Below are 18031 nucleotides of genomic sequence, written 5' to 3'. Positions count from 1 at the left end.
CTCCTGGACTGGCAGTCACCTGCCGGGAGGGCGTACCGGGACTCGGTGTCCCTGCAGGAAGTGGCCCTTGGAAGGGCGAGGATACGGCTCGAGGACGCATTGGCTTCGGTGAGAAGCCATGCGCAGGCGGTGGGAACTTCGGCCGGCAACCCGGCGGGGCGGTACTGATGGCCGACGTGACGCCATCCGGCAGCGGCGGACCAATCCAGCTGACGGGGCCTGCCGTGGACGGGGGCCTGGAAATCAAGGGCGGTGTAGGTGGAATCAGTTTTCAGTTGGAGGAACTGATAGGCGGCGCCGAGAAGCTCGACGCTGCTGCGGAGGAGTTGGCTTCCGTGGAAGTAGAGGTTCGCCGCATCTGGGAAGACCTGTGCCCTTACCAGGATGAAGCACGTCCCACCGGAACGGCGGCCCTGATAGGCGTTGGAGAGGCGCAGTGGAGCGTCCAGGCCGTCAGGACGGAACTGCAGCGGATCAGCCGGCAGGTGCGGGACTGCAAAAGGGACTACGAAACGGCGGAAGCGTGGGCGGGATTCTCGCGCGGCATGGGCGGCGGCCTGACGAGTGCCGAAACCCTTGGCCGGCAGGCGGTAGACCTCGGCTTGGGTCCGGTTCCCAACAGGGAAGTCACGGAACTCGCCGTGGGGCCTATTGCCATGGCTACCTTGCTGGCAGTCTCTCCGGAGCGCTTTTGGGTAGCGCTCGCGGCAGACCTGGCGGCGGGCAGGCATATTGCGGCGGCCGTTCCTTTGCTCGCCGGTGTGTCCGGGCGTTCAAACCGAATCCTTCAGCCGCGTCCGGTCACGGTGGAAGAGAAGGAGACGTTGCCCATTGAATTCGACGGTTCTCCGGCCGCGTTGTTGGAACGGGCGCGGATCATCGATGAACGCGGTGAAGGCTACATCGAAGTCGTCGAAGTGGATAACGGGGGACAGAAGGCTTACGTGGTGGTCATTCCCGGAACGCAGGCCGGAGGCGAAATTGGCGGCGTGAATCCGTTCGACGAAGCCGGCATTGTTGAAGGGCTGGGCCACATCTCCGCAGAAGTCAACGCGGCGGTGTTGCGGGCCTTGCAGGCTGCCGGCGCGGAAAAGGGGGCGCCCGTCGTGGCCGTGGGGTACAGCCAAGGCGGAATCCACGCCATGAACCTGGCGGCCGACGAACTGTTCCTCAACGAGTACGACATGAAATATGTCCTCACTGCAGGGTCTCCCGTGGGGGGGCATTGTTCCGGACGCCGACGTCACTGCTCTTCATCTGGAGCATAGGCAGGATTGGGTGCCCGGCACGGACGGCACACCGAATCCGGACGAACGAAACCGGGTAACGGTGACCCTCAACAGCCCGGTAACCACGCCCGAAGGTGGCGAATTCGGTATCGGGCCGGGCCATAATCTCGGCAACTACCAGGGAGCCGCGCGGCTGGTCGCAGCAAGCGACGATCCCTCTCTGATGGCGTCAACCGCGGTTCTGGGCGGCGTGCTCGGAGCCGGTGGCACGGCAACGGCCACGCGCTTCGCCCTGACCCGTTCGAAGCCACCTGAGCCGGTACCGAGGCCCATGCCTCAGCCTCCACCGCGGGCGTCTGAGATTGACCGGGCGAGGTGATCCGCGGGTCAGCGCTTGCCGGCGCCTGTCAGCCGCCCGGCAACCAGCGAAATGAGGGTGATGATGATCGCCGCGAGGACCGCCGTCCAGAAGAACGAGTCGATGGTGAAATGCACCGGCGTGTAGCTGCTGAGCCAGGACGTCAGATACAGCATGGCGGCGTTGATGACGATGGTGAACAGGCCCAGCGTGAGGATGGTGATGGGCAAGGACAGGAGGCTGACCAGGGGGCGGACAAACGCGTTCACCACACCGAAGATCAACCCGATAAACAGGTACGCGAGAATGATGCCGACAGGCTCCGTGCCCTGGGTTACGCCCGAGTTGGCCACCGCCTCGGTAGTGGCCGAAGTTGAGATATCCAGGCCCGGCAGTATCCAGCTGGCAATCCAGAGGGCCAGCCCGTTGATCAGGACTCGAACAATAAAAGAGCGCATAAGCCCATGCTGTCACACTGCCCTGAGCCCCGCCTGGGCGCCCGCCCGGCCCGTGCCGTTCAGGCGAAGTAGGCTAGTTTGCATGACTTCATCAGAGATCCTGCCTGGCGAAATCCGGCCGCGCCCCGTGGTTGGCCGGCTTCCCCGCTACGCCGCAGGAAAGCCTCCCGTCGCCGTGGATGGGCTGGCTAGCTACAAGCTCTCCTCCAACGAGAACCCCCTGCCCCCTCTTCCGGCAGTGCTGGAGGCGATTTCCAACCAGACGGACTTCAACCGCTACCCCGATCCCCTCAGCAGCAAGCTTCGCGCGGCGCTCGCCGAGTTCCTGGCCGTGCCGGCCGAGGACGTGGTCACCGGCGCCGGCAGCCTCGGCGCCCTCAGCCAGTTGCTGTCCACATTCGCCGGCCAGAACGACGACGGCAAAGCGGACGAAGTGATCTATGCGTGGCGGTCCTTCGAGGCGTATCCCATCAGCGTGGGCCTGGTGGGTGCGGAAAGTGTCCGCATTCCGCTGACGGCCGAGGGCCGCCACGACCTTGATGCCATGGCTGCAGCCGTCACGGTCCGCACCAGGGTCATCCTGCTCTGCACCCCGAACAACCCCACCGGTCCCATCCTGACCACTGCCGAAACGGAGCGGTTCATCCAGTCGGTCCCGTCCGACGTCGTAGTAGTGATTGATGAGGCCTACCAGGAGTTCGTCCGCGCCAACGATGCCGTGGACGGCATCGCGATGTACCGCAAATACCCGAACGTTGTGGTGCTTCGGACGTTCTCCAAGGCGCACGGGCTGGCGGGCCTGCGCGTGGGATATAGCGTCTCGAACCCCGTGCTGACCCAGTACCTGCGCGTGGCGGCCACGCCCTTCGCCGTGTCACAGATCGCTGAGAAAGCAGCCATTGTCTCGCTGCAGAATTACCCCCTGGTTGTAGAAAGGGTACAAAGCATCGTTGACGAACGAACCCGGGTAACCTCCGGACTGCGTGACCTCGGCTGGTTTGTACCCGAGGCGCAGGGCAACTTCGTCTGGTTGAACCTGGGCGAAAACAGCTCGGAATTTGCCGACCTGGCGGGCACGCAGGCGCTTTCCGTGCGCGCATTCGGCGGCGAAGGCGTGCGCGTCAGCATCGGGGAGGCAGAGGCCAACAGCCGGTTCCTCGAGCTCTGTGCGAACTATACAAAGGCGCCACGACGTTCCTAGCGCTTAACATGCATCAGGAGCGGCACCTACTGAAGATAAAGTAAGGTCCAGTAAGCCAATATATATGCCAACACGGGAATGCATTCCTCTGGCGGCATATATCCCAGCGACATTGCAATGCATCCGCATGCGGCAAGCAAGGAGACGGTATGGGCGCCACACATCTGCCCTCCACCGAGTTCGATGAGACAGCGGCAGACGACCAGCTCGAGGCCGAGGCCGAGGCCCAACTGGGCAGCCCGGCCGAGCCTATGGTGCAGCTGCTGGCGCCTGACGGGACCTTGGGGACGGACCCGGTCTTCTCCGCGTATGCGGATCGGCTGGACGGTGAAAAGCTGCGTGGCTTCTATGCTGACATGGCCAAGATCCGCCGCTTTGACGTAGAGGCCACCGCACTCCAGCGCCAAGGACAGCTAGCCCTGTGGGTCCCGCTGACCGGCCAGGAGGCAGCCCAGATCGGCTCCGGGCGCGCCAGCCAGCCGCAGGACTACATCTTCCCCACGTACCGTGAGCACGGCGTGGCGCTGACCCGCAATGTGGACCTCGCGGAGCTCCTGCGCCAGTTCCGCGGCGTATCGAACGGCGGGTGGAACCCGAAGGACACCAACTTCCATCTCTACACCCTGGTCCTCGCCGCGCAGACCCCGCACGCCGTCGGGTACGCCATGGGGATCCAGCGGGACCAGAAGCTCGCGGCCGCCGCAGTCGCCGCGAATGGGGCGCAGGACCGGCCGGCCGAGCCCAAGGCCGCGGTGATGGTCTACTTCGGTGACGGCGCCAGTTCCGAGGGCGACGTCCACGAATCCATGGTCTTCGCCTCCTCCTACAACGCGCCGGTGGTGTTTTTCTGCCAGAACAACCACTGGGCCATCTCCGTTCCCAGCTCGGTGCAGACCCGCATTCCGCTGTCCAACCGTGCCAAGGGATACGGTTTCCCGGGAATCCGGGTGGACGGCAACGACGCGATCGCCGTCCATGCCGTGACCGAGTGGGCGCTCGAGCATGCCCGCGAGGGCAAGGGGCCGGTGCTGATCGAGGCGTTCACGTACCGCGTCGGTGCGCACACCACGGCTGATGACCCCACAAAGTACCGGGAATCCGCCGAGGAAACCCTGTGGCGAGCCAAGGATCCGCTTGACCGCCTGGAAAAGTACCTCCGGGCCGAGGGGCTGGCCGATGACGCGTTCTTCGATCAGGTCAAGGCTGACGGCGACGAACTCGCCGCCTACGTGCGCAAGACGACCTACGACCTTGACACCCCGGACATCCGGACCGCCTTCGCCAACACGTATGTCGAGGCCCACCCCCTGGTGGCCGAGGAACTGGCCTGGTTTGAGGAATACAGCGCAGGGTTCGCCGACACTGCGGAAACCAGCAGCACGCAACCACGTGGCGCGGACCAAGATGAAGCAGCGACAGGAGTGGCCCGCTGATGACCACCATGACCATAGCCAAGGCCATCAACGAGGGCCTGCGCGCCACCCTGGACAACAACCAGCGGACCCTGCTCATGGGCGAGGACATCGGGGCCCTTGGCGGCGTCTACCGCGTCACGGACGGCCTCCTCGCGGAGTTCGGCGCGGACCGCGTTGTGGACACACCGCTCGCCGAGTCCTGCATCATCGGCACGGCCATTGGCCTGGCCCTCCGCGGCTACCTGCCCGTCTGCGAGATCCAGTTCGACGGGTTTGTGTTCCCAGGCTTCAACCAGATCACCACCCAGCTGGCCAAAATGCACGCCCGCAGCAACGGCAACCTCACCGTTCCCGTCGTTGTGCGGATCCCTTACGGCGGCGGTATCGGCTCCATTGAGCACCATTCGGAATCACCGGAGGCGCTGTTCGCCCACACGGCCGGCCTGCGCATCATCACACCGTCCAACGCCCACGACGCCTACTGGATGATCCGGCAGGCAGTGGAGTGCCAGGACCCCGTGATCGTCTTTGAACCTAAGCGCCGCTACTGGCTCAGGGGCGAGGTTGATACCGAGTCGCCTGGCGCGTCGGCCGATCCTTTCAAAGCGCATGTGCTCCGCGAGGGCACGGACGCCACAGTGGTGGCCTACGGACCGCTGGTGCCGGTGGCCCTTGCCGCTGCCGACGCCGCTGCCGAGGACGGCCACAGCATCGAGGTCATCGACCTGCGCTCCATTTCGCCGATCGACTTCGACACCGTCACGGCGTCCGCCAAGAAGACAGGCCGGCTCGTGGTAGCGCATGAGGCGCCGACGTTCGGCGGCATCGGCGGCGAGATTGCTGCCCGGATCAGTGAACGCGCATTCCTCTCACTGGAGGCTCCCGTGATCCGTGTGGGCGGCTTCCACATGCCATACCCGGTGGCCAAGGTCGAGGAAGACTACCTCCCCGACATCGACCGCATCCTCGAGGCGCTGGACCGCGCCCTGGCCTACTAGGCGCAGGCACCTTCCCCGCTCACGCTTCCCGCTCACGCTTGCCGCGAAAGAGGACATCATGACTCTGAACAAGTTCAACCTGCCCGACGTGGGCGAAGGCCTTACCGAGGCGGAAATCGTAGCCTGGAAGGTCAAGCCGGGGGACACTGTTGCCATCAACGACGTCCTGTGCGAGATCGAGACCGCCAAGTCGCTCGTTGAGCTGCCGTCCCCCTTCGCCGGCACCGTCACCGAGCTGCTGGTCCCCGAAGGCGTGACCATCGACGTCGGAACGGCCATCATCAGCGTCTCGGACGCCGTCTCCGGTGACCCGACACCGGCCGATGTTCCGGCCCCTGCCCAGCCGCTGTACGGCAAGCTTCCCGCGGACGACGGCGGCACTTCAGGCAGTGCCCTGGCCGGCGGTCCGCTGGTGGGATCGGGCCCTAAAGCCGACGCCGTCAAGCGCCGTCCCCGGAAGGCGGCACCTGCCGCCGTGGTTCCGGGGATTTCGACGAGCTCAATCACCGAAAATCCGGTGGTCGAGCCTGTCGAGACCCAGGCAATCACCGAAGCCGTCGATAACCGTCCCACCCTCGGCGGAACCATCACCGGCCTCGTGAACCGCGTCTTGGCCAAGCCGCCCGTCCGCAAGATCGCCCGGGATCTGGGGATCGACCTCGCCGATGTGGTGGCCACCGGCTCCCGCGGCGAAGTCACGCGCGAGGACCTGGTCAGCTACCAGTCCCAGCGCGATGCAGAGCTGGACCAGGCCGAGGGTTTCTGGGGCAAGGCCGGCAAGCCGCAGGACCAGCGGATCGAACGAATTCCGGTCAAGGGCGTCCGCAAGGCGACGGCCAAGGCCATGGTTGAGTCGGCGTTCTCGGCCCCGCACGTAAGCATCTTTGTTGATGTTGATGCCAGCCGGACCATGGAGTTCGTCAAGCGGCTGAAGGCTTCACGCGACTTTGAGGGAATCAGGGTTTCGCCGCTGCTGATCCTGGCCAAGGCCGTAATTTGGGCCGCAGCCCGGAACCCCAGCGTCAACGCCACCTGGGTGGACAACGTGGACGGAACCGATGCCGCGGAGATCCAGGTCAAGCACTACATGAACCTCGGCATCGCCGCAGCCACCCCGCGCGGGCTGATGGTTCCGAACATCAAGGACGCGCAGGACCTGTCGCTCAAGGAGCTGGCGCTGGCGCTGAACAACCTGGCCACCACGGCCCGGGCCGGCAAGACCCAGCCTGCCGAAATGCAGGGCGGAACGCTCACCATCACCAACATCGGTGCGCTGGGGATCGATACGGGAACGCCCATCATCAACCCGGGCGAAGTGGCCATCGTGGCCTTCGGAACCATCAAGCAGAAGCCCTGGGTCCTGGACGGCGAGGTCATTCCGCGCTGGATCACCACACTCGGCGGTTCCTTTGACCACCGGGTGGTGGACGGGGACCTGTCCGCCCGCTTTATGGCCGACGTCGCCGCGATCCTTGAGGAGCCAGCGCTCCTGCTGGACTAGGGGGCGCCGGGACCAAGAACATCGGAACAGTTAACCAGACCGCCGTCCTGGCCAGGAACCGTACAGCCAGATGGCTGACAGAGGTGTTCCAGCCGCCGGTGGTGGTGACACTTCAGCTGCTGATCAGCCTTGTGGTAGAGGCCGGATTTCCCGGCACCATCGGCTATGGAGCCTTGGCTGCGCTGTTTGTGTGCGTGCTGCCGCTCCTCGTGCTCCTGGGGCTCGTGAGGCTGGGCAAGGTCACGGACCACCACGTCAGCAACAGGAAACAGCGGGCACCCGTGCTGCTCATGGCGCTGGCGTCTGTGGCCGCCGGTCTCATGGTGCTGCAAGCTGCCGGTGCGCCGCGAAGTGTGATGGTCATGGTGCTGGCCATCGTCGCGGGCATCATTGTGCTCGCCGCCGTGAGCCCCTTCTGGAAGATGAGCGGCCACGCGGCCGCGGTGTCGTCGGCGGCGGTTATTGCCGTCCTGATGCTCGGTCCGGCGTGGCTGCCGCTGCTGTTGCTGGTACCCGCCGTCGGCTGGTCGCGCGTGGTGCTCCGCGCACATACCCTGGCGCAGGTACTGGCCGGTTCGCTGCTTGGTGGCCTGGTGATGGCGGGCCTGTGGTGGGTCCTGCGCGGCTGGCTGATCCAGCAATAAGCGTGCGGGTCAGTAGCCGTAGGCGGAGTAGGCCGTCAGCATCTCGACCATCTCGGGATCCCCGGCCAGGGTTCCGGCCAGGCCCGCGGATGTCGCGAAGATCAGGCCGCCGAGGATCATGGCTACGCCTGAGAGGGCCGCGAAGAACTTCGAGTCCTCTCGCAGGACACTCTGCACGGTGGCCGGCAGGCGCAGTCCCGGCGCGATGAGGTTGGGTGCGCTGTCCACGGAGCCGTCATCCAGCAGGGCAATCACGCGGCCGTTGCCGCGGTCCACCCGCATGGAGGAGATGTGGTTGCCGTGGCGGGCCAGGAGGATGTCGTGGCCTACAAGCTGGCGGCGCTGAAGAGTGATCAAGGGGTCCCTTTGGCTGGAGTGGAGAGTGGTTGTCCGCTCCGTTGAGGCACTTCCATTTTATCGCCTGCCGGGGGCTGAAACCGGCCTTGAAGTGGTGAGAACGGACACCATGCACCGCCGCGGTAGGGCAGGTGCATGGTGTCCCGTTGTCAGTCAGTCGGCGTCGTAGGTGTTGGCGATGTAGACGTCGCACGTGGCATTGTGGGCCACGCTGTTGGCCACGCTTCCCAGGACCCGGCCAATGCCGCGCATCCGCCGGTTGCCTACCACGATCATCTTGGCGTCCAGGCGCTCGGCTTCCTTGATGAGCGCGTCGGCAGGCTTGCCGCGGGCGGCCGAGTAGGTCACCTTGATGGAACCGGCCAGGGCCTCGGCCACTGTCTTGGCAACGTGCTCGGCACCGTCGGCGTCGGAAACGATCCACTGGTCGCTGCCCGTGCCGAAGATCTCGGTACGGTCGCTGTCGAAGGCTGAGACGACGTGCAGCGAGGCGCCCACGGCGGCGGCGAGATCCCGGGCCGATTCGGCGGCCTTCTTGGCGGTGCCGCTGCCGTCAACTCCGACAACAATAATTCCGCTCATCCTTGTACTCCTTGTTCAGTATCAATCTTGGCCACACTCAGTTTGGCCAACGTTACAGCGCTGCAAGGGCTTCGCGCAGTACCGGGGCCAAACGGCGGACACCTTCCTTGATGGCGTCGGGCGGCACCGCGCTGAACGCCAGCCGCAGCTTATTGGACGGTGAATCGGACGGGGTGAAGGCAGCCCCGGGGATAAAGACGACGCCGGCGTCGATGGCCTTCTGCAGCAGGGGATAGGTATCCACGCCTTCCGGCAGCGTGACCCAGACGAAGAAGCCTCCCTCCGGGTTGGTCCAGCTGGTGCCGGCGGGCATGTGTTCGTCCAGGGCGGCGAGCATTGCCGTGCATCGTTCGGCGTAGAGTCCGCGGTAAGTCTCGATCTGGCCCTTCCAGTCATAATCCCTGAGGTAGGCGGACACCAGCATCTGGTTCAGCGTCGGCGGGCACAGCGTGACAGATTCGGATGCCAGGTAGTAGCGCCGCTGGAGGTGCTGCGGGACCAATGCCCAGCCGATGCGGAGACCAGGGGCAAAGATCTTGGAGAACGATCCCATGTAGATGACATCGCCGGGGTTGGCCGCGCGGAGCGGTTCCAGCGGTTTCCCGCTGTACCGGAGCAGCCCATACGGGTTGTCTTCCAGCACGATAATATTCGCGTTCCGGCATATATCAACAACCCGCTGGCGGCGTTCCTGCGCCAGGGTGATCCCTGAGGGGTTGTTGAAGTTGGGGATGGTGTAGAGGAACTTGATGTTCTTCCCGGCTGTCTGGAGCGCGGCGATCCGCGCCTCCAACAGCTCAGGCACCAGGCCGTCGTCGTCCATCGCCACGGTGGCCACCTCCACTTGGTAGGCCTCAAACGTATTGAGGGCGCCCACATAGGTGGGGTTCTCCACCAGCACCACGTCCCCCGGGTTGCAGAAGACCTTGGTGGCCACATCCTGGGCTGACTGGGAGCCCGCAGTGATCACCACGTTCTGCGGGAGCGCGTCCAGAATTCCTTCTGCCGCCATTACGTCGCAGATCTGGGTGCGCAGTTCTTCCGTGCCTTGCCCGCCGCCGTACTGCAGTGCGGTCAGCCCGTCGTCGGCGATGATGCCGGCAGCCGTCGCCGCCAGCCGCTCAAGCGGCAGGGACTGCAGGTACGGGCTGCCCCCGGCGAGGGACACCAGCCCCGGGCGCATCGAGATGTCAAAGACGTCCCGGACCGCGGATTGCCTGATGTTGGCGGCGCGCTCCGAAAACAGCGCCTCGTGGGGATGGGCGGCGCGGTGGGCGGACGTGGCCGCGCGCTCGATGGCATCAATGGCTTCGGCCGGTAACTGCACTTCGCCGGCATTAAGTGTTTCGTGGGTCACATCCTCAGGATACAGCCGATAGTTGCCGATCAGGCAACATCTGTTGATCAGACGGCCCTTGTCTTTGGCTGGGACCCTTTACGTCCCCACCACAAGGGGCTGGAATGGACCAATGACAACGCGTCCTCCGTCCGCCACGAACGCCGCCACATTCCACGCGCTCCATGAGCCCGGCCGTCCGCCGCTCCTGCTTGTCAACGCCTGGGACGCGGCATCCGCCAAGCTGGTTGAGGAGGCCGGGGCCGCCGCCATCGCCACGTCCAGCTCCGGCATTTCCTGGAGCCTGGGCTTCGCGGACGGTAACCGGCTGCCTCGTGGACTCGCCGTGGACGCGCTGAAGAGGATCGTTGCGGCCACCAGTCTTCCCGTGACGGCCGACATCGAGACCGGCTACGCCGGCGGCGGTGAAACCTACGATCACGCCCTGCTCAAGGACACTATCCGCGCAGTGCTCGACGCCGGCGCGGTGGGGGTGAACTTCGAGGACTCCGGTGAGCAGCCGCTCACCGGAGTGGATGAACAGTGCCGTCGCCTGGCCCTGATCCGGGAGACTGCCGCAACGGCCGGCGTCGAACTTTTCCTCAACGCCCGAACCGATACCTACCTGTCCGGCAACTACGCGGACCACGCCTTTGACGAGACGGTGCTCCGCGCCGAGGCCTACCTCGCGGCCGGGGCCAGCGGCATTTTTGTCCCGGGCGTGACGGACCTCCACGTCCTGCACGAACTCTCCCGCCGCATTCCCGCCCCGCTGAACGCGCTCGCGGGGGTGGGGGCGCCGTCGGTAGGTGAACTGCACGACGCCGGCGTGCGGCGCATCAGCATCGGCGGCAACACAGCCAAGGCGGCTTACTCCACTGTGTCCAGGGTCGCGGCGGAAATCCTGGGCGATGGCAACTGGTCCGCATTGGCGGGGGCGCGCAGCCACGCGGCCATGGATGCGCTTTTTGACTCCTGACACACTGGGCTGACGGACACACTGGGCTGGCGGACACACCGGGCGAACGGGCCGCCTGATGCCTGAATGGCAGGGCCGTTACCTGAGGCTCAGGGCTTCGGTCAGCCGCACGCCGTTGACGTAGACCTCGGCCCGGATGGCTCCAACCGAGGCGACCGCGGTCTGCGTGAGCTGGGCCTCGATGCGGGGGATGTCGCACACGCCCCCTGGGCGGATGGTGCCGGAAAGGTAGACGGTGACGGCGGTGCCGTCGAAGGTGCCGGACAGGAATGTGAGCGTTGAGCCGGTCAGGGCGTTGTACAGACCTGGTGCCGGCTTAGCTGATCCGTCCAGCAGGGCGCGCATGGCGGCGGCCAGGGGCTCCGCGGATCCGGCCACGGTCCGGTGGGCGCCGGCCAGGCTGTCATTGCAGCCAAAGCGCACACCACTGGCGCCGCCGTCGTCGAGCAGTACGTAGTAAGCCGTCACTGTCTGGGTTCCGGCGGGCCTGCCAGCGGGTGGCTCGGGCGGCGGCGCCGAGGGCTCAGGAGTGGGCGACGGGCTTGTCCCGACAGCCGGGTTCGTGCCGGGTACCCCCCCGCTGCCGGGCGCAGCAGCAGCCCCAGGCGCCGGTGCGGTGCCCGGGCCGGGCCCTGAAGTCCCCGCGCCTCCGGAAGGCGCGGAAGGCGCGTCGGGCGGTGCGGCAGGCGGAATGGCAGCCTCAGGCGTTGCCGTGACGGCGGGCGGTGGTGCCTGCGGCTGGGGAACCGGAACCAGGGGTGGCCGTGTGGGATCGGAGCGTTCAATGGAGGTTGCGCCTGCCGGGACGCTGCTCCCGGCAGACGGGTTGGGGCCGGGGGTGCAGCATCCCAGCCACAGCGGAAGCGTAAGTGCTGCCGCCGTTGCCATCAGCCTTCCGGCGCTCCGCCTGCCTGCCATGTCCGCACCGCGTTCCATCCCAATGCTTTCCGTGCATTAAACGTTACGGCGGTCCCTCAATCCTGAAAATGCCCGCGCGGTACCGGTTGGAACAAGACTTGGTCACGCGGACGGGCATGAGTGCCGGTCCGCTCACGTTGCGATAACAAATGCCCCGGCCACCTTGCGGTGCCCGGGGCATTTGGTTGCGTGGCGCTGCTGCGTGCGGCTGCGTTACGCTGCCGGCGGGACGGCGGCGAGTGCGTCGAAGACGTCCTTGATCTGCTCCACTACCTCGGCGTCGTCCTTCGGGTGCAGCTCGGCAAAGCGGACCATGGAGCCGGGGACGGCGAGCTTGACGTCCTCAAGCACGTGGGCGCCGGCAATGCCCACGGCCTTGCGGGCTTCGTCCTGTGCCCACACGCCACCGAACTGGCCAAATGCGGTACCGACGACGGCGGTGGGCTTGCCGGAGAGGGCGCCGGCACCGAAGGGGCGGGACAGCCAGTCGATGGCGTTCTTCAGCGATGCGGGCACGGTGCCGTTGTGTTCCGGGGTCACCAGGAGGATGGTGTCGGCGTCGTTGGCGGCGGCGCGGAGGGCGGCGGCTGCGGCGGGAACCTGGCCCTCGACGTCGATGTCCTCGTTGTAGAACGGGATGTTGCCCAGGCTTTCGTGGATGACCACGTCAACCTGCTCGGGCGCGTTCAGCTGGATGGCTTCGGCGAGCTTCTGGTTGGTGGATTCGGCGCGGAGGCTGCCAACAAGGGTAAGGACGGTGCTCTTCGACATACGGACTCCTGTACTGGGGCCGCGGCTGGGCCGCTGGCCGGTGGAAGGGTGGAGGCTTGGTGCCTTCATGGACTAAACGGACCGTAGTCCGATTATTATTCCCGGGACTAGGATATGGACTGTGAGCTTTGTCCCGCTGCTACCCGGTTCGCTCTCCGGCCCGCCCGCTGAGCGCAGTGACGCTGCGCGGAACCGTGAGCGGCTGTTGGGCGCGGCGCGGGAGCTGATTGCCGAGTGTGGGGCGGACGCCCTGACCATGGACCGGCTGGCCGAGCGGGCCGGCGTGGGTAAGGGAACCGTCTTCCGCCGGTTCGGCAGCCGCGCCGGGCTGATGATGACGCTGCTGAGCGATTCCGAGGCCGCCTTCCAGGCCCGCTTTATGTTCGGCCCGCCGCCCCTGGGGCCGGGCGCCCCGGGCCTGGACCGGCTGATCGCCTTCGGTGCTGAGCGGATCGCGTATGTGATGGAGCATGGGGACCTGGCGAGGGCAGCCGAGGGTTCGGCCCACAGCCGGTACGAGGTCCCGGCAGTCAAGCTATGGCAGCGCCACATCGAGCTCCTCCTCCGGGAGGAGGGCATGGATGCGGACCCGTTGCTGATGGCCATGTCCCTGGCCGCAACGCTGGATCCGGACCGGCTCCTGCACGCCGTCCGCGTCCAGGGCCTGGCGCCGGAACGGCTGGCCGACTCCTGGCGGGAACTTGTTACCCGGGTGGTCCGCGGGCCGTAGGATACGCCTGAATCCAGCGACCCGTCCAGTCAAATCAGTTCCGCTGAATTATTCATAACGATCTGATACGGAGCGCCGAGTTTCCGCTCAGGCGCCCGCATTTTGAGCGCTACTCTGTGGTAGTTTCCTCTGGAATGTGACCCGCAACATAGTCCACCCGGACTTGTTCTGCGCTGGTTGCGGGAGGCCGGCCACACGCTGGTGGAGACCCGGTGGCGGCGAGACCCGTTGCTGACCGGGGAAATCGGAAGGATCTGGAACGTGGATGTAGTGAAAGCAGATAGTCCGTTGGTGGCCCAGGGTGATCCCTTGGACTCTTGCGCAAACCTGGTGGCGACGACGCTGAAGTAGCCGCCACATGATCAGTTACCTCGCCAAGCGCGGCATCACCTACGTCTTTATGATTTTCCTGACCACGTCAGCCGGCTATTTCCTGGCGGTCAGCTCCCTCAAGCCGGCCCTCCTCGAACAGGAACGGATTCCCCGTCCCACGCCGGAGCAGGTAGCCAATTCCATGCGTCTGAAGGGTCTGGATCCGGACCTCAGCCCATGGGAGCGCTACGTTGAGTGGCTCACCGGGATCGTGACCCGCTGGGACTGGGGACGCAGCCCAAACGGCGCCTTCATCAACGCTGAATTCGGGGACCGTGTGTGGATTTCCACCCGGCTCTTCCTCGCATCCATCATCCTGACGCTGGTCATCGGCGTCGCCCTCGGGGTCTACTCGGCGGCCCGGCAGTACAAGTTCCAGGACCGGGTGATCACGTCCTATAGCTACCTCGCGTACATCGTGCCCGCCCCCATTGCCTACTTCCTGGTTCAGCTCGGTGCCATCAACGTCAACGAAACGGTCGGGGAGCGCATCTTTTTCGTGACAGGCATCTCCACGCCCGGCATGCAACCCGGGTGGGCGCAGTTTGTGGACATGGTGGCCCACTATGCAGTTCCTACCATCGCCATCACGCTCGTCGGCTGGGGTTCGTACCAGATCGCGCAGCGCCAGTACCTGCTGGACAACGTCAACGCGGACTTCGTCCGGACGGCACGCGCCAAGGGGCTGACCCGGAACCAGGCCATCACCCGTCACGCCCTTCGGGTTTCCTTCATCCCGGTCGCCCAAAGCATCGCGTTCACCATCCCGGCCATCTTCGCCGGCGGCTTCTTCGCCGAGAAGATCTTCGCCTGGCCTGGCGTGGGCTCCTGGAGTATTGACGCCATCTCGCTGCAGGACGTCAATGCCGCCACCGCCACCTTGGCCTACGGCTCAGTGATTTTCGCCATCGGCGCCATCCTGGCCGACTTCGCCACCACGCTTGTTGACCCGAGAGTGAGGGTGCAGTAGCCATGACCAACCTCAACGCTGTTGACCCCGCTGCCGAGGCGCAGGACGCACACCTGGAAAGTGCCGACGTCGTCATCGGTAAATCCACCATAATTTTCCGCCGCTTTATGCGGAACAAAACTGCCGTCGCCGGGCTGGCCGTTTTCCTGGGCCTGACCATTTTCTCCTTCGTCGGCGGGTACTTCACTCCTTGGGACAAGGAGACCATCGACCCCTTCAATATCGGCATGCCGCCTTCCGCCGACCACTTCCTGGGCACGTCGCAGGCAGGCATCGACCTCTACGCCATGACTGTCGAAGGCACCAGGATCTCCATCCTGATCGGCCTGATTGTGGGCCTGGTGTCCGTCCTGGTCGCCGCGGTCTACGGCTGCACCATGGCCTATTTCGGCGGAAAAGTGGACAAGGTGATGCTCTTCGTCCTGGAGGCGCTCATCATGATGCCAGCCCTGCTGGTGGTGGCAGTGGCCACCAGCGGCGGAGGTGACGGCCTGAAGAAGAACCTCCCCAGCTGGCTCCTGCTGATCATCGTGCTCCTGGTGTTCAGCTGGATGGGGACCGCGAGGCTGATCCGCTCAATGTCCATGTCGCTGATGCAGCGGGACTTCGTCAAGGCGGCCCAGTACATGGGCGTCCCGCCGAGGCACATCGTATGGCGGCACCTGGTCCCCAACATCGGGTCGCTGCTGGTCCTGGATATCACCCGCGGCGTCACCGGGGCCATCCTGGCCGAAGTGGCCTTCTCCTTCATCGGCATCGGCATCAAGGTGCCGGATGTGAGCCTCGGCGTGCTGATTGGCGGCGCCACGTCCCAGGTCCAGACCTTCCCGTGGATGTTCTGGGTCCCGCTCACTGTAATGTTCCTGCTCACGGGGTCCCTGGCCATGATGAACGATGGCCTGCGTGACGCCTTTGACCCGAGCTCCAGTTCGGTTGGCCGGGCCAAAAAGAACAGCGCAGAGAAGAAGATCAAATGAGCACCTTCCTTGAGCCGGCTGACCCGGCCCCCACAGCGGCCGAGCGGCTCCACATCGCCGGTCTCCACTCGCCGTCGGACGCTGTCCTGTCCGTCCGGGACCTGAACGTCAGCTTCAACTCCGAAAACGGCGCTGTGCATGCCGTTCGGGGCGTCAACTTCGACCTGCTGCCCGGCAAGACACTGGGAATCGTGGGGGAGTCCGGGTCCGGCAAATCGGTGACATCGCTGGCCATCATGGGCCTGCTGCCCGCCACTGCCGAGATCTCCGGCTCGGTCAGGCTCAAGGGCGAGGAACTGCTGGGCCTCAGCGACAAAGCTATGTGCGCGTACCGCGGCAACGACATCGCCATGGTGTTCCAGGACCCGCTGTCCTCCCTCACCCCCGTTTATACGGTGGGAACCCAGATCACCGAGGCCCTCACCATCCACAACCCGGGCATGAGCAAGGCGGCGAAGGAAACCCGCGCCGTCGAACTCCTGGCGATGGTGGGCATTCCCAGCCCCAGGAACAGGCTCAGGGCCTTTCCGCACGAGTTCTCCGGCGGTATGCGCCAGCGCGTGATGATCGCCATCGCCATCGCCAACAACCCGCGCGTGCTGATCGCGGATGAGCCGACGACGGCCCTGGACGTCACCATCCAGGCCCAGGTGCTTGAGGTGCTGCATACGGCGCAGGAGGAAACGGGCGCCGCCGTCGTGATGATCACGCACGATCTGGGCGTGGTGGCGGGCATCGCCGACGACATCATGGTGATGTACGCCGGCAAGCCGGTGGAAACCGGCAGCGTGGATGACATCTATTACGATCCCCGGATGCCTTACACGATGGGCCTGCTGGGGGCAGTGCCCCGCGTGGACGTCGCGGAGAAATCCTCGCTGGTCCCCATCGACGGCATCCCGCCGAACCTCCTCCACACTCCCACCGGCTGCTCCTTCGCGCCGCGGTGCCCGCTGGTGACCGACGCCTGCCTGGCCGGTGAGCCCTCCTTGAACCCGGTTCCGGGAACTGGTTACCACCAGGCGGCCTGCATCAAATCCGGTTCCCTCGGCGGGGACGTGGATGTCCACGAGATTTTTTCCGCCCCGCCGGTCCCCGTCTCTCGCTTTGACCACATCCCGCGCGGGGAACGCTCAACCGTGCTGGAACTCAAGGATGTCCGCAAGCACTTTCCGCTGACCAAGGGGGCCCTGCTCAAGCGGCGCATCGGCACGGTGAAGGCCGTGGACGGCCTGAGCTTCGACATCCGCGAAGGTGAGTGCTTCTCCATTGTGGGCGAGTCCGGTTCGGGCAAAACCACCACCCTGCTGGAAATCATGGAGTTCCACAAGGACCAGGACGGCGAGGTGATCATCGGCGGCATCAGCAACAAGCAGGCCGCCGACGCCAGGACCAAAAGCGCCATGCGCAGGGAAATGCAGATGGTTTTCCAGGATCCCACCGGCGCCCTTGACCCCCGCTTCACCGTCTATGAGGTCCTGGCCGAGCCGCTCCAGAACGCCGGCATGGATAAGCGGGCCATCAAGCAGCGCATCATGGAACTGATGAATCTGGTGGGCCTGCAGCCGGACCACGTCAACCGGTTCCCAAACCAGTTCTCCGGCGGCCAGCGGCAGCGAGTGGGCATCGCCCGGGCTTTGGCGGTGAACCCCAAGCTGGTGGTTCTGGATGAGCCGGTGTCAGCCCTGGATGTCTCCGTCCAGGCCGGCGTCATCAACCTCTTGGACAAGCTCCGCGCGGAGCTGGGCCTGAGCTACCTGATGGTGGCCCACGATCTGTCCGTGGTCCGCCACATCTCCAACCGGGTGGCTGTGATGTACCTGGGCAAGATTGTGGAGATCGGGGAGGTGGACCGGGTTTTCGACAACCCACGCCACCCGTATACCCGCGCGCTGCTGTCCGCGATACCTGTCCCGGATCCGCAGTTCGAGCGAACGCGGGAGCGGATCATCCTCCAAGGGGACCTGCCGTCTCCGCTGGATGCCCCGAAGGGCTGCAACTTCGCCACCCGCTGCCCCATCTTCGCGGCGCTGCCCGCGGCGAAGCAGGAACGGTGCCTCACTCTTGAGCCGCCACTGGAGACCGTGCAGCCTTCCCCGGCTCTGCAGGTCCTGGAGGCCGGCCCGGTGCCCACGCCGGATCAGCAGTTCGCCTGCTTCTTCCCTGACGGCGAACTGGACGAGGACATGCTGGTGGTTCACGAAACGGCGGAACCCCATGCACCGTAGATTTTTT

17 protein-coding genes are annotated in these 18031 nt (G+C 65.4%); 11 read left to right on the top strand and 6 right to left on the bottom strand.

The features are described 5' to 3' along the window. Nucleotides 1-167 precede the first annotated feature (167 nt). Entirely contained in the window at nt 168-1268 is a 1101-nt protein-coding gene (locus AC3IT0_RS21910) for a hypothetical protein (RefSeq protein WP_489321731.1), read from the top strand. 348 nt (nt 1269-1616) lie between these two features. Here AC3IT0_RS21910 and AC3IT0_RS21905 read toward each other — a convergent pair whose 3' ends face one another. After that, a complete protein-coding gene (locus AC3IT0_RS21905) occupies nt 1617-2045 on the bottom strand; it encodes a phage holin family protein (RefSeq protein WP_489321730.1) in 429 nt (142 codons plus the stop codon). An 82-nt stretch (nt 2046-2127) separates the two neighbouring features. Between AC3IT0_RS21905 and AC3IT0_RS21900 the strand changes: the two genes are divergently transcribed. The 5 genes from AC3IT0_RS21900 (at nt 2128) to AC3IT0_RS21880 (ending at nt 7804) form a co-directional block, all read left to right on the top strand. After that, complete coding sequence (locus AC3IT0_RS21900) at nt 2128-3246, top strand: histidinol-phosphate transaminase (RefSeq protein WP_489321729.1); 1119 nt, start codon at nt 2128-2130, stop codon at nt 3244-3246. Nucleotides 3247-3395: 149 nt separating this feature from the next. Continuing rightward, nucleotides 3396-4679, top strand: a complete 1284-nt coding sequence (locus AC3IT0_RS21895) for a thiamine pyrophosphate-dependent dehydrogenase E1 component subunit alpha (protein ID WP_489321728.1) — start codon at nt 3396-3398, stop codon at nt 4677-4679. Beyond that, a complete protein-coding gene (locus AC3IT0_RS21890; protein ID WP_489321727.1) occupies nt 4679-5659 on the top strand; it encodes an alpha-ketoacid dehydrogenase subunit beta in 981 nt (326 codons plus the stop codon). Before AC3IT0_RS21895 ends, AC3IT0_RS21890 begins: the two co-directional genes overlap by 1 nt. A 58-nt stretch (nt 5660-5717) precedes the next feature. Further along, complete coding sequence (locus tag AC3IT0_RS21885; protein WP_489321726.1) at nt 5718-7160, top strand: dihydrolipoamide acetyltransferase family protein; 1443 nt, start codon at nt 5718-5720, stop codon at nt 7158-7160. 20 nt (nt 7161-7180) lie between these two features. Beyond that, nucleotides 7181-7804 carry a phosphatase PAP2 family protein gene (locus tag AC3IT0_RS21880; RefSeq protein ID WP_489323869.1) on the top strand — a complete coding sequence of 208 codons (624 nt, stop codon included), beginning with the start codon at nt 7181-7183 and terminating at the stop codon, nt 7802-7804. Between the two features lie 9 nt (nt 7805-7813). Here AC3IT0_RS21880 and AC3IT0_RS21875 read toward each other — a convergent pair whose 3' ends face one another. From AC3IT0_RS21875 to AC3IT0_RS21865, 3 genes are all read right to left on the bottom strand, one after another. Beyond that, a complete protein-coding gene (locus tag AC3IT0_RS21875; RefSeq protein ID WP_489321725.1) occupies nt 7814-8161 on the bottom strand; it encodes a hypothetical protein in 348 nt (115 codons plus the stop codon). Between the two features lie 153 nt (nt 8162-8314). Then, entirely contained in the window at nt 8315-8743 is a 429-nt protein-coding gene (locus AC3IT0_RS21870) for a universal stress protein (RefSeq protein ID WP_489321724.1), read from the bottom strand. A gap of 52 nt (nt 8744-8795) precedes the next feature. Next, entirely contained in the window at nt 8796-10100 is a 1305-nt protein-coding gene (locus AC3IT0_RS21865) for an aminotransferase-like domain-containing protein (RefSeq protein ID WP_489321723.1), read from the bottom strand. 112 nt (nt 10101-10212) lie between these two features. Between AC3IT0_RS21865 and AC3IT0_RS21860 the strand changes: the two genes are divergently transcribed. After that, nucleotides 10213-11058, top strand: a complete 846-nt coding sequence (locus AC3IT0_RS21860; RefSeq protein ID WP_489321722.1) for an isocitrate lyase/PEP mutase family protein — start codon at nt 10213-10215, stop codon at nt 11056-11058. A 78-nt stretch (nt 11059-11136) separates the two neighbouring features. Here the strand turns inward: AC3IT0_RS21860 and AC3IT0_RS21855 are convergent, their stop codons facing one another. Both AC3IT0_RS21855 and AC3IT0_RS21850 read right to left on the bottom strand, forming a co-directional pair. After that, the gene (locus AC3IT0_RS21855; RefSeq protein WP_489321721.1) at nt 11137-11526 is read right to left on the bottom strand and encodes a GerMN domain-containing protein; all 390 of its coding nucleotides are present in this window, start codon (nt 11524-11526) and stop codon (nt 11137-11139) included. Nucleotides 11527-12189: 663 nt separating this feature from the next. Then, a complete protein-coding gene (locus AC3IT0_RS21850; protein WP_489321720.1) occupies nt 12190-12747 on the bottom strand; it encodes an NAD(P)H-dependent oxidoreductase in 558 nt (185 codons plus the stop codon). 121 nt (nt 12748-12868) lie between these two features. Between AC3IT0_RS21850 and AC3IT0_RS21845 the strand changes: the two genes are divergently transcribed. From AC3IT0_RS21845 to AC3IT0_RS21830, 4 genes are all read left to right on the top strand, one after another. Beyond that, complete coding sequence (locus tag AC3IT0_RS21845; RefSeq protein WP_489321719.1) at nt 12869-13477, top strand: TetR/AcrR family transcriptional regulator; 609 nt, start codon at nt 12869-12871, stop codon at nt 13475-13477. Nucleotides 13478-13835: 358 nt separating this feature from the next. After that, nucleotides 13836-14819 carry an ABC transporter permease gene (locus tag AC3IT0_RS21840; protein ID WP_489321718.1) on the top strand — a complete coding sequence of 328 codons (984 nt, stop codon included), beginning with the start codon at nt 13836-13838 and terminating at the stop codon, nt 14817-14819. 2 nt (nt 14820-14821) lie between these two features. Beyond that, nucleotides 14822-15796 (top strand): ABC transporter permease, encoded by a 975-nt coding sequence (locus AC3IT0_RS21835; protein ID WP_489321717.1) that lies wholly within the window; start codon nt 14822-14824, stop codon nt 15794-15796. Further along, complete coding sequence (locus AC3IT0_RS21830; RefSeq protein ID WP_489321716.1) at nt 15793-18024, top strand: ABC transporter ATP-binding protein; 2232 nt, start codon at nt 15793-15795, stop codon at nt 18022-18024. The genes AC3IT0_RS21835 and AC3IT0_RS21830 overlap by 4 nt, the downstream gene beginning before the upstream one ends. Nucleotides 18025-18031: the final 7 nt, after the last annotated feature.

Source organism: Pseudarthrobacter sp. KH_020_B (assembly GCF_057840185.1).
The sequence above is the reverse complement of the archived record's forward strand: the minus strand, read 5'-3'. Positions and strand labels throughout refer to the sequence as shown.